The organism is Streptococcus oralis (assembly GCF_026782285.1).
In the GTDB taxonomy this organism is placed as follows: Bacteria; Bacillota; Bacilli; order Lactobacillales; family Streptococcaceae; genus Streptococcus; species Streptococcus oralis_CG.
Window position 1 is genome coordinate 548,929 of record NZ_JAKUWG010000007.1, and the last position, 15,069, is coordinate 563,997.

Below are 15,069 nucleotides of genomic sequence, written 5' to 3' on the forward strand. Positions count from 1 at the left end.
ATTTTTTCTAAACTTAACGATAAGGGATTTTCGAGCTTTCTATCTCTATATCAGGATTGGCAAGTTTGAGATAAGGAGCAATATAGTCTGCGTCCGTAACCTTTGGGCCTAGGATTACTTTTGAGTATTTCAAAGGTGCCAGATTGATGTATACAAATAAATCATATCTGCCATTATCTTTCGAGCTTAATACAATATACTTTCTAAAATCATTAATTTGGAACAGGACATAGGACTCTCTTTCTATATTAAATGACTTTTTCGTACTTGATTTTAGATTTCATAATTAAGGGATTTATTCGTTCATGGTAATAATATACTTCATGAAGCAAATATCCTTTTTGAATGACGATTTCTTGTTCCTGAACTTCATAATCAATAGTGATTGGAACAGGAGGATTTGGAGTAAAGGCGAAAACGACAATTACAAATAACCAGATATAGAAACTACAAAAAGCGCTACGGATTCCTTCTAAGAGATGATATCGGTTCTTAAAATAATCACAAATATTATGCGCCATAACCAAAATAACTGGTAAAAAGAGCCCTGTATTAAATACTATAGGAATAAATTGTATTCCAACTATCCCAAAAAGAAGATCAAGAATTACCAAAGGTCTCCAAAAGTGAATAAACAGAGTAAAAATTAAAAGGAAAAGCCAACTGTCCCAAAGAATGGGGGTGAATGATAAACCAAATATTGAAAGGCAAAATCGATAAGGACAAATGCTAGTAAAATCAGATAGACCATTCTAAAAAAGTTAAATGTTTCATCATGGTATATTCCTCATTTTTTCATATGATTCTGCAATAGAACGGTTAAGCCAGCAAGGGAGAAAAAGAACAGGTAAGTTGAAATTGGAAACCAGATGTAGCGGTGATCTAAGGTTAAGAGGGAAGGCAGAATACCCTTACTGTTTTTCCCACCAATCCCTATAAAAAGATGTACAATTAAACCGATACTATTAAGATAGATAAATAATTCAGTAAATCTTTTTAGGGTCACCTTTTTTCTAGACGAGTCTAGAAAAAAATAGTCAAATACCCTATAAACTAAACAAAAAAGATTCAGATACAAGGGAAAACTATAATTGATTTCCTTGTAGGGCAATGGAATTGGTAAGATATTAAAAATTTGATTAACACCAAATCCTATCACTAATACCAAACTCAATATAAGACAGAACCCTACTAATTTATGAGAATCTAGCCCCGATGACTTCTTATACTTCGTCTCTTTTACTTTCACAATAACTTCTTCCTATTTAAAAATATATTCTAAAACGTAATCATTTGTTCATTGTGCAATCTGAAAACAAATCACAACTGTCCTTGCATTTAACTCTCTGATTTTGTTGAACTCTTAAATACCATTCTAATTTCAATGATAGGCTTTCCAAGTTCAAGTATTTTTTCTTGGCCATCAACAGTAAAACCCATTTTTTGATAAAAAGCAATGGCTCGCTTATTTTCTTTTAATACCCATAAGAATATTTCAGAGAAATGTTCAAGAGTAGTCAGAGCTTCCGTCATTAACTTCTGAGCAATACCTTTTCCATAATAGTCTTTTAAAACATATAAGGCGATAATTTCACCAGCTTGAATAGTCTCATTACGAAAGTTTCCATAACTGATAAAACCAACTACCTTCATGCCGTCCATCGCAATCAATGTATTTTCTGGATATTTTTGACTAAAGAATCGACATCTTTCTAATGTCATTGTCTCCTGAAATTCTGCAGGCAAAAAGTCGTCATAAGCCTCTCTCCACGTTTGCCAGTGAACGAGGGATTTTCCTTCTATCTCTTCAGGAGTTTCCATCTGTTTGATAGTAAGATCCATTTATTTTTATCCTTTCCTATCCCAACGCCTTCACTTCCAGCATCATATCACGAATCTGGGCTGCTAGTTCAAAGTCAAGTACTTCGACGGCTTCTTGCATTTGTTTTTCGAGTTTCTTGACAAGTTCTTTGCGCTCTTGTTTGTTGAGGCTATTGATATCGACTTCCTTGTCCTCTTCTTTGGAAACTGCCTTGGTTACGGCGATTAGGTCACGGATTTCTTTCTTAATGGTTTGTGGAACGATACCATGCTCTTCATTATAAGCCATCTGGATTTTCCGACGACGAGCCGTTTCATCAATAGCACGTTGCATAGACTGAGTCATGGTATCAGCGTACATGATAACATGTCCTTCGCTATTACGGGCAGCACGTCCAATGGTCTGAATCAATCCACGCTCGTTACGGAGGAATCCTTCCTTATCAGCATCGAGAATGGCAACCAAACTTACTTCAGGCACATCAATCCCTTCGCGAAGCAGGTTGATTCCGACCAAAACATCAAAGACACCCAAACGCAGGTCACGAATAATCTCTGTCCGCTCCAAGGTCTTGATGTCCGAGTGCATGTACTTGACTTTGATGCCCATTTCTTTGAAGTAGTCAGTTAAGTCCTCTGCCATTTTCTTGGTCAAGGTTGTGATAAAGGTTCGTTCGTTCTTTTCAACACGGGCATTGATTTCACCTAAGAGATCATCAATCTGCCCCATGGTTGGACGGACTTCCACTTCTGGATCCAGAAGCCCTGTCGGACGGATGATCTGCTCAATAACCGTATCCGTCTGTTCTTTCTCATAGTCACCGGGTGTCGCTGAAACGTAAACAATCTGATGCACATGGCTTTCAAACTCCTCCCGGCGTAGCGGACGATTGTCCAAGGCAGACGGCAAACGAAAACCATAATTGACCAGCATTTCCTTACGCGAACGGTCTCCATTGTACATGCCCTTAATCTGCCCCATGGTCATATGGCTTTCATCAATCATAATTAAGAAATCATCCGGGAAGAAGTCGAGCAGCGTATAAGGAGGCTCTCCCTCGCTTCGACCATCCATGTGACGAGAGTAGTTCTCAACCCCATTTGTATAACCCATCTCACGTAACATCTCAATATCATACTCTGTCCGCTGTTTCAAACGCTGGGCTTCTAGCAGTTTACCTTCCTTCTCAAAGACAGCTAACTGCTCTTCTAATTCTGCTTGAATTTTCGCAATAGCAACCTCCATGTGGTCGTCATTGGTCACAAAGTGAGTGGCAGGGAAAATCGCCAAATGATCCACTTCTCCCAGTACCTGACCTGTCAAAGCCTCAACCTCGCGGATACGGTCAATCTCATCCCCAAAAAACTCTACTCGAAAAGCGTGTTCATCTCGGGAAGCTGGGAAAATCTCCACCACATCCCCACGAACGCGAAATCTTCCTCGTTGGAAATCAATATCATTGCGTTCAAACTGTATATCGACCAAGTCATTCAAGAGTTTGTCACGAGAAATCTCAAGACCTGGACGCAAACTTACCACGCTATCAGCATATTCCTTAGGCGAACCCAAACCATAGATACAAGAGACAGAAGCCACAACGATGACATCATTGCGCTCCAAAAGTGCTGAAGTCGCTGAATGGCGAAGCTTATCAATCTCGTCATTGACGGAACTATCTTTCTCAATGTAGGTATCGCTCGAAGGGACATAGGCCTCTGGTTGGTAATAATCATAGTAAGACACGAAGTACTCGACTGCATTTTCAGGGAAAAATTCCTTGAACTCCCCATAGAGCTGGCCAGCTAGGGTTTTGTTATGGGCAATGACCAAAGTAGGTTTATTGACTTTGGAAATAACCTGACTCATGGTATAGGTCTTCCCTGTACCCGTAGCCCCCATCAGAATCTGAGCCTTTTCTCCACCCTCGATATTGTCAACCAACTGCTCAATCGCTTGTGGTTGATCTCCTGAAGGTTGGTATTTTGATACTAGTTTAAATTTATTATCTGTAATTCTATTAATCATGATTGCCTCATCTGCATTTTTCTATCCTTCTATTTTACCATAAATTTACTTTTCAGACTCTACTCTAGGTTGATAAGAGCGAGTATCTCATGTTATATTTCCTTACATAAAATTCATAAAATTTGCCTTTTCATTCATTTTCTGATATAATGGGAAAATATTCGGAAAAGGAGACTAAAAATGAAGAAAAAAATACTAGCATGTTTGCTCATTTTATTTCCCATTTTCTCACTAGGTATGGCAAAAGCTGATACTGTTAAGATTGTATCTGATACAGCTTACGCACCTTTTGAGTTTAAAGATTCAGATCAAACCTATAAAGGGATTGATGTTGATATTATCAATAAAGTCGCAGAAATCAAAGGATGGAACATCCAAATGTCTTATCCTGGCTTTGACGCAGCTGTAAATGCAGTGCAGTCAGGTCAAGCAGATGCCATTATGGCAGGTATGACAAAAACAAAAGAGCGTGAAAATGTCTTTACCATGTCTGATACCTATTATGATACAAAAGTTGTCATTGCTACCACAAAGGCAAATAAAATCACCAAATATGAGGAACTTAGCGGGAAAACAGTTGGAGTTAAGAACGGAACTGCCGCTCAACGTTTCCTCGAAAGTATCAAAGATAAATACGGTTTCTCTATTAAAACCTTTGATACTGGTGATTTGATGAATAACAGTCTAAGTGCTGGTGCTGTAAATGCCATCATGGATGATAAACCTGTTATCGAGTATGCGATTAACCAAGGACAAGATCTCAGCATCAATATGGATGGTGAAGCTGTTGGAAGCTTTGCCTTTGGTGTCAAGAAAGGAAGCAAGTATGAACACTTGGTTACCGAGTTTAACGAAGCCCTAGCCCAAATGAAGAAGGATGGTAGCTTGGAGCAAATCATCCAAAAATGGACAGCTTCTACAACTACTGCAAGCCCAACGACAACTACTGCTGCTGGACAAAAAGCTACTCCAGTGAAAAGCAAGTACATTATTGCCAGCGACTCATCTTTCGCCCCATTCGTCTTTCAAAATTCAAGCAATCAATACACCGGTATTGATATGGACCTTATCAAGGCCATTGCCAAAGATCAAGGTTTTGAAATTGAAATTACCAACCCAGGATTTGACGCAGCCATCAGTGCTGTTCAAGCAGGACAAGCAGATGGTATCATTGCTGGTATGTCTGTAACAGATGCCCGTAAGGAAACCTTTGACTTCTCAGAATCATACTACACAGCAAATACGATTCTCGGTGTGAAAGAATCAAGCACGATTGCTTCTTATGAAGACCTCAAGGATAAAACTGTCGGTGTTAAAAACGGAACTGCTTCTCAAACGTTCCTTACTGAAAATCAAAGCAAATACGGTTATAAGATTAAAACCTTTGCAGATGGCGCATCAATGTATGACAGTCTGAATACTGGATCTATCGATGCTGTGATGGATGATGAGCCCGTTCTCAAATATTCTATCAGTCAAGGACAAAAATTGAAAACGCCAATCGCTGGGACTCCAATCGGTGAAACAGCCTTTGCGGTTAAAAAAGGAACAAACCCTGAATTGATCCAGATGTTCAATAATGGACTTGCTAACCTCAAAGCTAACGGAGAATTCCAAAAGATTCTTGACAAGTATCTAGCTAGCGAATCTTCAACTAACTCTACAAGTACGGTTGACGAAACTACTATCTGGGGCTTGCTTCAAAACAACTACAAACAACTTCTTAGTGGACTTGGAATCACTCTTGCTCTAGCGCTTATTTCATTTGCAATTGCCATTGTCATCGGGATTATCTTTGGTATGTTTAGTGTTAGCCCATACAAATCTCTTCGTCTAATCTCTGAGATTTTCGTTGACGTTATTCGAGGAATTCCCTTGATGATTCTTGCAGCCTTCATTTTCTGGGGAATTCCAAACTTCATCGAGTCCATTACAGGCCAACAAAGTCCAATCAATGACTTTGTAGCTGGTACTATTGCCCTCTCACTCAATGCTGCTGCTTATATCGCTGAAATTGTTCGTGGTGGGATTCAAGCTGTTCCAGTTGGGCAAATGGAGGCCAGCCGCAGTCTTGGTATCTCTTATGGAAAAACCATGCGTAAGATTATCTTGCCACAAGCGACTAAATTGATGTTGCCAAACTTCGTCAACCAATTCGTTATCGCTCTTAAAGATACAACCATCGTGTCTGCTATCGGTTTGGTGGAACTTTTCCAAACTGGTAAGATCATCATCGCCCGTAACTACCAAAGTTTCAAGATGTATGCAATCCTTGCTATCTTCTATCTTGTAATTATCACGCTTTTGACTAGACTAGCGAAACGCTTAGAAAAGAGGATTCGTTAATGGCAAAACTAAAAATTGATGTAAATGATTTGCATAAGTATTATGGAAAAAACGAAGTTTTAAAAGGCATTACTACTAAATTCTATGAAGGAGATGTTGTTTGTATCATCGGTCCTTCCGGTTCTGGTAAATCCACTTTCCTCCGTAGCCTTAACCTTCTTGAGGAGGTAACGAGTGGCCACATCACAGTGAATGGTTATGATTTGACTGAAAAGTCAACCAATGTCGACCATGTTCGTGAGAACGTGGGAATGGTCTTCCAACACTTCAACCTCTTTCCTCATATGTCCGTCTTAGAGAATATCACTTTTGCTCCTATTGAACACAAACGAATGACCAAAGAAGAAGCTGAAAAATTGGGGATGGAGTTGCTTGAAAAGGTTGGACTAGCAGATAAAGCTAATGCCAATCCAGATAGTCTTTCAGGTGGTCAGAAACAGCGTGTAGCTATTGCTCGTGGACTTGCCATGAATCCTGATATCATGCTCTTTGATGAGCCAACTTCCGCTCTTGACCCTGAAATGGTTGGAGATGTACTGAATGTTATGAAGGAATTGGCGGAACAAGGCATGACCATGATTATCGTAACCCATGAGATGGGATTTGCTCGTCAGGTAGCCAACCGTGTTATCTTTACGGCTGATGGTGAATTCCTGGAAGATGGAACACCTGATCAAATCTTTGATAATCCACAACACCCTCGTCTAAAAGAGTTTTTGGACAAGGTCTTAAACGTATAAGTCGAAACTGTAAGGTTTTCCTTACAGTTTTTTTATTGCGTATTGGATTTTTTGATTTTTTTGAAAATTATGATAAAATAAAAACTATGATAATGAGGAAATCTCATCCCTAGTCCGACTAGGAAAAAATATAGAAATTAGGTAGCTAGATGTCATCAAAGGTTATTGTTACAATTTTCGGTGCGAGTGGAGATTTAGCTAAACGCAAACTCTACCCTTCCCTTTTCAGACTCTATAAATCAGGCAATCTCTCTGAGCATTTTGCTGTTATCGGAACAGCTCGTAGACCTTGGAGTAAGGAATATTTTGAATCTGTAGTTGTCGAATCCATCCTTGATTTGGCAGATAGTACCGAGCAAGCCCAAGAATTCGCTAGCCACTTCTACTATCAAAGCCATGATGTGAATGATACGGAACATTACATTGCTTTACGCCAATTACAAGCTGAGCTGAATGAAAAATACCAAGCTGAACACAATAAGCTCTTCTTCTTGTCTATGGCGCCTCAGTTCTTTGGAACTATTGCTAAGCACCTCAAATCTGAAAACATTGTCGATGGCAAAGGTTTTGAGCGCTTGATCGTTGAGAAACCATTTGGTACAGACTACGAAACAGCTAGCAAACTCAATGAGGATCTCCTTGCGGCCTTTGATGAAGAGCAAATCTACCGTATCGACCATTACTTAGGTAAAGAGATGATTCAGAGTATCTTTGCTGTTCGTTTTGCCAACATGATCTTTGAGAATGTTTGGAACCGTGAGCACATCGATAATGTTCAAATTACCTTTGCGGAACGCTTGGGTGTTGAAGAACGCGGTGGCTACTATGATGAATCTGGTGCCCTCCGTGATATGGTGCAAAACCATACTCTACAACTTCTCTCTCTTCTAGCCATGGACAAACCAGCTAGCTTTACAAAAGATGAAATTCGCGCTGAGAAGATTAAGGTATTTAAAAACCTCTATCATCCAACTAAGGAAGAACTGAAAGAACAGTTTATCCGTGGTCAGTATCGCTCTGGTAAAATCGATGGCATGAAATACATTTCCTATCGTAGCGAGCCAAATGTCGATCCTGAATCTACAACAGAAACCTTTGCATCTGGTGCCTTCTTTGTAGACAGCGATCGCTTCCGTGGTGTTCCCTTTTTCTTCCGTACAGGGAAACGTCTGACTGAAAAAGGTACTCACGTCAATATCGTCTTTAAGCAAATGGACTCTATCTTCGGTGAGCCTTTGGCACCAAATATCTTGACCATCTATATCCAACCAACTGAAGGATTCTCTCTTAGCCTCAATGGGAAGCAAGTCGGTGAAGAATTTAACCTGGCACCAAGCTCTCTGGATTACCGTACAGATGCTACTGCTACTGGAGCCTCACCAGATCCTTACGAGAAATTAATCTACGATGTTTTGAACAACAACTCAACCAATTTTAGCCACTGGGATGAGGTAAGTGCTTCGTGGAAATTGATTGACCGTATCGAAAAGCTCTGGGATGAAAACGGAGCACCACTCTACGATTATAAAGCTGGAAGCATGGGGCCACAAGCTAGCTTTGACTTACTTGAGAAGTATGGAGCTAAATGGACCTGGCAACCAGATATCGCCTATCGTGAAGATGGCCGTTTAGAATAGCAAAAATATCCTGCAAGTCAATCTTGCAGGATATTTATTTTGTATTAAATCAAGCCTTCTAAGAGACCCTTCATAAAGTTTTCTGAGTTAAATTCCCCAATATCATCGATTTTTTCACCGAAACCGATCAATTTTACAGGGATATTGAGTTCTTCTCGAATTGCCAGTACAACACCACCTCGGGCAGTACCGTCAATTTTTGTCAAAACAATTCCTGTCAATGGTGTTATCTTAGAAAATTCCTTGGCTTGTACCAGGGCATTCTGTCCAGTTGAAGCATCGAGTGCCAGGAAGGTTTCATGTGGTGCCTCTGGAACGACACGCTTGATAATACGACCAATCTTTTCCAACTCAGCCATGAGGTTGTCCTTGTTTTGCAGACGACCTGCTGTATCAATCATGAGAATATCAATACCTTCTGCTACAGCACGTTCCATCCCATCAAAGACCACACTTGCTGGATCAGCTTTCTCAGGCCCCGTCACAACAGGAACATCAACACGCCGCCCCCATTCAGCTAGCTGGGCCACCGCACCCGCACGGAAGGTATCCGCAGCAACCAGCATGACTTTCTTGCCAGCTTGCTTGTAACGATGAGCTAATTTCCCAATAGAAGTTGTCTTCCCAACACCGTTAACACCAACAAAGAGCATAACTGTCAAGCCATCTTGGAAATGGATTTGTTCATCGTAATTGCCATCCTTTTCGTAGAGCTCAACCAATTTCTCGATAATGACACGGCGGAGTGCGTCAGGTTTCTTAGCATTTTCTAATTTGGCTTCATAGCGTAGCTCTTCTGTTAGGTTCGAAGCGACCTGCACACCGACGTCACTCATGATGAGCAATTCTTCCAATTCTTCAAAAAAGTCTTCATCGACAGAGCGGAAGTTGGCAAAGAAGGCATTCAAGCGTGCACCGAATCCCGTACGCGTTTTCTTGAGACTGCGGTCATATTTTTCCTGAACAGTTTCTTCAACTTGTGGATATTCTTCTACTACTTCAGACGCTAGCTCTTCTTCTGTTTCTAAGTTCTCTTCTTCAAGAACTTCTTCTGCCTCTTGGCTTTGCTCTAGCTCATCAGATTCTAGCTCAAGCTCTTCCTGAGCAGTTTCTTCGACTGCTTCTGGTTCAATAACTTCTTCTGTCGAGATCTGAGGAAGTTCTCCTTGAGCAGGTGTTTCTTCCACTTTGTCCGTCGCTGTTTCTTCGACTGCCGCTTGGCTCTCTTCAACCTCTTCTGACAAATCAAGATTTTCCAGTGCTTCTTTTACAACATCTTCGATTTTCGGCTCTTCTTTTTTCCCGAATAAACGGTCAAATAATCCCATATTCTAATTCTCCTTTAGCACGTATTCTTCGATAGCCCAGGCAACGGCTTCCTCGTCGTTGGTCATCGGGGTAATCACATTGGCAACTGCCTTAACTGCTGGAACTGCATTTTGCATGGCAACTCCCAGACCTGCCCACTCAATCATAGAAAGGTCATTGGCCTCGTCCCCACAAGCCATGACCTGACTTTGATCGATTCCTAGGTGTTTAATTAATTTCGCTAAACCTGTTGCCTTGTGAACGTTTTTCGGTGACCATTCCAGTAAGAGTTCACGCGATTTGAAGATTTCATATTGGTCAAATAAGTCTGGAGAAATCCTTTGAATGGCTGCATCCAAGGGTTCTTGGGCAAAGGCAGTCACGCATTTATTATAAGTTATTTGACTAGATAGCTCTTCAAAAGCGACTGGCACGAAAGTCAGAGCTGGATTAAACTTAGCATAGAGACTTTCTTGGTCCGACCGGATTTGATAGACTGTTCCTTCTGAAATGGCATCTAACGGTAAACCTAGTTTTTCAGTTTCCTCGTACAATCGTGTCACATCGTCGATTGAAAAGACTGTTTTATCGAGAATCTCCCCTGTATTTTTCTGAACAAGCCCTCCATTAAAGGTGATGGTGTACTCATCCTCCTGTCCATCTGTTCCCAACTCCTTGAGAAAGAAATCCATAGCCTTCAGAGGACGACCCGTTGTCAGTACGACCCTGATGCCACGATCACGCGCAGCTTTGAGGACTTTCTTAGTTCGATCTGTCAGCTTTTTATCCGTTGTCAGTAAGGTACCATCCAAATCGAGTGCAATCAATTTAATATCTGCCATTACAAGTCCTCCATATAAGCCATCACTGACTGGTCCTTGTGGTGGCCAATCACTGTTTCTGCTAATTCTAAAATCTCTGGTCGCGCATTTTCAGGTGCAATTGGATGCCCGACGACCTGCATCATGTGAAGGTCATTGAGGTTATCTCCAAACGCCATAACCTGGTCCATGGTTAGACCAAGTTTTTTGGCTAACTCAATAATAGCCACACCCTTATCAACGTAATCCAAGACAATGTCAATAGATTCAAAACCTGTTGTCATGGCTTTCACACCAGAAACGTTTTCGTTGACCCAGGCCTCTCCAGCTTCTATCGTATCTTCTGTAAAGTTGGTGGTGAATTTAAAAATCTCATCCGTGATATCTTCCAAACTCGCTACTTTTTGAATATTTTCATTGTAGTGACGACTAAACATCAGATAGGTCTCATCCACTGTGTCTAATACGTAACAAGCTTTTTTCCCAGTCAAGAGCATTTTTCTTTCATCAAAATAAGGAGATTTCTTTAAAGCTTCAAAAGTGCTCAAGTAAAAGTCCCGAGACATAGTAGCCTCGTACATATCCTCTCCATGAAACTCAACATAACTCCCATTTTCAGCTATAAAAATCATTTCATCACGCACATCCGCAAATAGCTTTTTCAGCGACAAGATACCGCGACCCGAAGCCACTGCAAAATAAATCCCCTTTTCCTTGTAGGAAACAAGCAAGTTTTTGAGGCGTTCCATATCAAACCGCCCCTCTCCATCTAGAAAGGTTCCATCCATATCGGTTGCTACAAGTTTAATCATAAAATCCTTCATACTCCAATTGATAAATCTACCTTCTATTATACCATAGATAAGCTGAAAAAGGACTAGTACAGTAGGAGTGGCTGCTGGATAGCTGTTCTTTTTCGGTAAATGAAATAGAACAGAATGTTTTTAATTTAACCTAATAGACCAATAAATATTCGCAACACTATCACGAAGTAACAAAAAAACTGACCAGCCATCTAACTTAAACTCTATACTATCATGGTTGAAACACGGAAAAAACTCTCCTACTAAGAGAGTTTTTCTTGATAATTTTTACAAAACAAAAAGCGAACAAATTCTCAGGCTTCCCAGCAGACAAGAATTTGCTCGCTTTTTTGGTGCCTTGGAGACAGACAAAGACACACAGCCAATTCCTTATAGGTAAGGTAGAACTTAAAGGCTATAACATGGATTATGATACATTAAGTACATATTCAGGTTTGTCTCAATTCCTTATAGGTAAGGTAGAACGGAGGTATAAAAATGAAAAGAACTTTTATGAAAGACAACACACGTCTCAATTCCTTATAGGTAAGGTATAACTCAAAGAAACTTTGTTAGCCGCTGCAAAAAGTGGCGAATCTAGTGTTTTGTCTCAATTCCTTATAGGTAAGGTATTACTGTACCATGTGCTCTCAGATGCAGGACGTACAGATGTAATCAATAAAAGTCTCAATTCCTTATAGGTAAGGTAGAACAGACCTATTTACAGCTTCCTATGGATTCACGAAGTATGACTAGTCTCAATTCCTTATAGGTAAGGTATTACAAATGAGGTAAACACAAATGGCTAGAACAGTAAAAGCGGAAACAGGCTCAATTCCTTATAGGTAAGGTATTACAACAGCATTTTCACTGTTTCTAGATTGATTGTATCAAAAAATAGGGCTTTTTTCAAGATTTCAAAACCTTGGCCACGCGTTTGCGATGCACATCGTATGTCAAGATAATATACATTTATTTTCGCTTTTTGAAATAGAAGAAACAAATTGTCGAAAGAAGGAAACAAATTGTCAGAAGAGAAATGAGCAAAGTAAGCCAAGATGAATAGGTCAGACTCAGATCACATATTGTCAAACAATTATCCTGCAGTTCTTTGATATTCGGAATAGCTGCTAAAGCAAGACTTAAAACAGTCAGCATTAATACTCTGCCATTCAATTTATTACTTGATTCTGTCTGGCTGATAGCATGCAGTTCACTGATTTGACTGTCCAGGAGATTGATATGCTTCTCGATATAGAGTGAGGTTTGTAGCAATTCATAGATTTCCACCGCCTGCTCCTGCGGGCACAGCTCTGGAAGCAAAAATTGATTTTTAAAGGTCGTGTAAGCCTTTTGCAGCTTCAGTTTATCCGAAACTCTAGCATTGACCCTATCCCCCGCATCCTTGGAATACTTCAAAATACCAATCCTCTGACTGAGCGTGATCAAAGCCAAGTCCAGATATTCCGACAAAAAGTAACCTTTTAGGAAAAATTCAGGAAAAACAGAACCACTCATAAAAATCATGGAATGCTGGCTGGCCATATAAAGGCTTCCCTCAGCTGACCACCTCGTATAGAGAAGCTTTTCCAGCTCTGCCTTCAGCATATCTCGACTCAGACATGTTGAATCTCCCTTATCAACGTATAAAATACTAAAAAGAAGCTTCATCTCCTCTAAACTATGCTCCGAATCATCAAAATTCGCCCAATTCGCCGTTTTATAAATCAAGTCCTTTACTTCAGGAACCATCATGTAGCTCACCACATACATGCGGTCATCAATGATGATCTCCAGATGAGGCTTAGACTCAAACTGCGAGATATCCTCTGGGAATATCGCTTCCTCAGGCAAGCCAAAGAAATCCTGTAAGATTTCTTTCGGAGCCGACATGATCCCATATGAAGAAATTAAGCCAGATGGCTGTGGAGCCTCATCAATTTTTTCGCTCTTAATCAGCTCAATATTATTAGGTGAGACTAAATCACACAGCAATGGAGTCAAAAAAGGAGCATAGAGATGACGACCATACTGGTTGATGTTTTTAATATCTTCCAATTTATCATAGAGACGATTTTCCATTGAGAAAATCAGGAAACCTGCTTCTAAATTTGGTAAATAACGAAGCATGATATAGTCAAGCGTCAGGTCATAACACTCAAGTTTGTCAATTTGATTATAATAAGAAATCCGATACACATCACCTTTTTCTAAGCCAGTATAAGCATAGTTTGTGACTAGCTCAGGATTGCGGAAAATCAGCTCCTCTGCTTCTTTATTAAAATATCGGCGATAAGCGTACTTTAATCGCTCGCTTTTTTCACCATCTTCTACGTTCAGATAGGGGAGTTCATTGGCATCTTGGCTGAGTTTCTTCCAATTGGAAGACTTCGGAAAAGACTCCAGCCCCTTGGCCGCAAAGGGCAAAACAAAGATATGGTGACTATATACAGATTGACTCTCAGACATAAACAACCTCCGATAAAGACATTCAACATGAAAGCACTTCCAATATACCACAAAAAACTTGCTCTCGCAAGTTTTTTCAGTTGAAGCAACCAATTCCTTATAGGTAAGGTATAACGATCAAGAGGAGCTAGAATATCTTCAAGGTATTCTAAATAAAGTCTCAATTCCTTATAGGTAAGGTATTACGTTCCAATGGAAGAACGAATTGCAGTCAAATCAGAATTGACGGCCTCAATTCCTTATAGGTAAGGTATTACGTAGTATTGCTATTTACACTCATTGGAATTTATCAGAAAAAAGTCTCAATTCCTTATAGGTAAGGTATTACTCGACTACGATTTCTTCAACAAACCATTTAAAGTTCAAAACGTTGAGTCTCAATTCCTTTTAGGTAAGGTATTACGGGTTCCGAAAGAAAACATCGAAATCCCTAAGCCGAAGAAGGTCTCAATTCCTTATAGGTAAGGTATAACGATATTTGGAGAAAGACAGGCGCTATTTCTAGAGGACTAATAAGTCTCAATTCCTTATAGGTAAGGTAGAACACTTTATTTCAAGGAGGAAACCAACATGAGCAAAGAAATTTACGTCTCAATTCCTTATAGGTAAGGTATAACCAAGGTCAAGATCAAAAACCGACTCCTGAAAAACCTGACCAAGGGTCTCAATTCCTTATAGGTAAGGTAGAACCGAAAGTGCAAGTGATGAAAACAAGTCAACAGAGTTTGCGTCTCAATTCCTTATAGGTAAGGTATTACGTGAAGTCTGCAACAGAACTGGAATTGTCGAAGATAAGTCTCAATTCCTTATAGGTAAGGTATAACCAGGAACTTTTCCTTGTAGTGTTTGCAATCAAACTGGAAAAGTTAAGTCTCAATTCCTTATAGGTAAGGTATAACCAGCAAGGCTGTGAACTGGAAAGGCTTTTCGTAAAAGATGAAAAGCTTCGGTCTCAATTCCCTATAGGTAAGGTATTACCAGATTTTCAAATCAAAAAATTTTTGGAGGTAGAACCTTGTCTCAATTCCTTATAGGTAAGGTATTACAACAGCATTTTCGCTGTTTCTAGATTGATTGTATCAAAAAACAGGGCTTTTT

At 40.0% G+C, this 15,069-nt stretch carries 10 protein-coding genes, 1 pseudogene and 2 CRISPR repeat arrays; of the genes and pseudogenes, 3 read left to right on the forward strand and 8 right to left on the reverse strand.

The genetic code is table 11. The features are described 5' to 3' along the window. Positions 1–13: 13 nt before the first annotated feature. The 4 genes and pseudogenes from MK403_RS07870 to uvrB form a co-directional block, all read right to left on the reverse strand. Positions 14–217: pseudogene (locus tag MK403_RS07870) on the reverse strand (DUF2971 domain-containing protein); the annotation flags it as partial. Positions 218–248: 31 nt separating this feature from the next. Next, on the reverse strand, positions 249–614 hold the full coding sequence (locus MK403_RS07875) for a hypothetical protein (RefSeq protein WP_223329189.1): 366 nt from the start codon (positions 612–614) through the stop codon (positions 249–251). A 724-nt stretch (positions 615–1,338) separates the two neighbouring features. Continuing rightward, positions 1,339–1,842, reverse strand: coding sequence for a GNAT family N-acetyltransferase (locus MK403_RS07880; RefSeq protein ID WP_268709509.1), 504 nt, complete (start codon positions 1,840–1,842; stop codon positions 1,339–1,341). 16 nt (positions 1,843–1,858) lie between these two features. Next, positions 1,859–3,847, reverse strand: a complete 1,989-nt coding sequence (gene uvrB, locus MK403_RS07885) for an excinuclease ABC subunit UvrB (RefSeq protein ID WP_268709510.1) — start codon at positions 3,845–3,847, stop codon at positions 1,859–1,861. Between the two features lie 180 nt (positions 3,848–4,027). Between uvrB and MK403_RS07890 the strand changes: the two genes are divergently transcribed. The 3 genes from MK403_RS07890 to zwf all read left to right on the forward strand — a co-directional run bounded on the left by MK403_RS07890 (position 4,028) and on the right by zwf (position 8,570). Next, the gene (locus MK403_RS07890) at positions 4,028–6,193 is read left to right on the forward strand and encodes an ABC transporter substrate-binding protein/permease (protein WP_049478192.1); all 2,166 of its coding nucleotides are present in this window, start codon (positions 4,028–4,030) and stop codon (positions 6,191–6,193) included. Beyond that, on the forward strand, positions 6,193–6,933 hold the full coding sequence (locus MK403_RS07895; protein WP_001096337.1) for an amino acid ABC transporter ATP-binding protein: 741 nt from the start codon (positions 6,193–6,195) through the stop codon (positions 6,931–6,933). Before MK403_RS07890 ends, MK403_RS07895 begins: the two co-directional genes overlap by 1 nt. A gap of 149 nt (positions 6,934–7,082) precedes the next feature. Continuing rightward, positions 7,083–8,570: a glucose-6-phosphate dehydrogenase gene (gene zwf, locus MK403_RS07900; protein WP_268709511.1), complete on the forward strand. Its 1,488-nt coding sequence runs from the start codon at positions 7,083–7,085 to the stop codon at positions 8,568–8,570. A gap of 44 nt (positions 8,571–8,614) precedes the next feature. Here the strand turns inward: zwf and ftsY are convergent, their stop codons facing one another. From ftsY to MK403_RS07920, 4 genes are all read right to left on the reverse strand, one after another. Further along, the gene (ftsY, locus tag MK403_RS07905) at positions 8,615–9,898 is read right to left on the reverse strand and encodes a signal recognition particle-docking protein FtsY (protein ID WP_268709512.1); all 1,284 of its coding nucleotides are present in this window, start codon (positions 9,896–9,898) and stop codon (positions 8,615–8,617) included. A 3-nt stretch (positions 9,899–9,901) separates the two neighbouring features. After that, the gene (locus MK403_RS07910) at positions 9,902–10,720 is read right to left on the reverse strand and encodes a Cof-type HAD-IIB family hydrolase (RefSeq protein WP_268709513.1); all 819 of its coding nucleotides are present in this window, start codon (positions 10,718–10,720) and stop codon (positions 9,902–9,904) included. Further along, the gene (locus tag MK403_RS07915; RefSeq protein ID WP_268709514.1) at positions 10,720–11,511 is read right to left on the reverse strand and encodes a Cof-type HAD-IIB family hydrolase; all 792 of its coding nucleotides are present in this window, start codon (positions 11,509–11,511) and stop codon (positions 10,720–10,722) included. The genes MK403_RS07910 and MK403_RS07915 overlap by 1 nt, the downstream gene beginning before the upstream one ends. A gap of 370 nt (positions 11,512–11,881) precedes the next feature. Next, positions 11,882–12,355: a CRISPR direct-repeat array (repeat unit 25 nt; unit sequence GTCTCAATTCCTTATAGGTAAGGTA). Between the two features lie 119 nt (positions 12,356–12,474). Continuing rightward, positions 12,475–13,971, reverse strand: coding sequence for a hypothetical protein (locus MK403_RS07920; RefSeq protein WP_268709515.1), 1,497 nt, complete (start codon positions 13,969–13,971; stop codon positions 12,475–12,477). Between the two features lie 86 nt (positions 13,972–14,057). Further along, positions 14,058–15,013: direct repeats of the CRISPR family, unit length 25 nt; unit sequence GTCTCAATTCCTTATAGGTAAGGTA. The last annotated feature ends 56 nt before the right edge of the window (positions 15,014–15,069 follow it).

Excerpts from the sequence above, each read along its gene's own strand:
- MK403_RS07880 (WP_268709509.1), bottom strand. The coding sequence starts at position 1,842 with ATGGATCTTACTATCAAACAGATGGAAACTCCTGAAGAGATAGAAGGA.
- uvrB (WP_268709510.1), bottom strand. The coding sequence starts at position 3,847 with ATGATTAATAGAATTACAGATAATAAATTTAAACTAGTATCAAAATAC.
- MK403_RS07890 (WP_049478192.1), top strand. The coding sequence starts at position 4,028 with ATGAAGAAAAAAATACTAGCATGTTTGCTCATTTTATTTCCCATTTTC.
- MK403_RS07895 (WP_001096337.1), top strand. The coding sequence starts at position 6,193 with ATGGCAAAACTAAAAATTGATGTAAATGATTTGCATAAGTATTATGGA.
- zwf (WP_268709511.1), top strand. The coding sequence starts at position 7,083 with ATGTCATCAAAGGTTATTGTTACAATTTTCGGTGCGAGTGGAGATTTA.
- ftsY (WP_268709512.1), bottom strand. The coding sequence starts at position 9,898 with ATGGGATTATTTGACCGTTTATTCGGGAAAAAAGAAGAGCCGAAAATC.
- MK403_RS07910 (WP_268709513.1), bottom strand. The coding sequence starts at position 10,720 with ATGGCAGATATTAAATTGATTGCACTCGATTTGGATGGTACCTTACTG.
- MK403_RS07915 (WP_268709514.1), bottom strand. The coding sequence starts at position 11,511 with ATGATTAAACTTGTAGCAACCGATATGGATGGAACCTTTCTAGATGGA.
- MK403_RS07920 (WP_268709515.1), bottom strand. The coding sequence starts at position 13,971 with ATGTCTGAGAGTCAATCTGTATATAGTCACCATATCTTTGTTTTGCCC.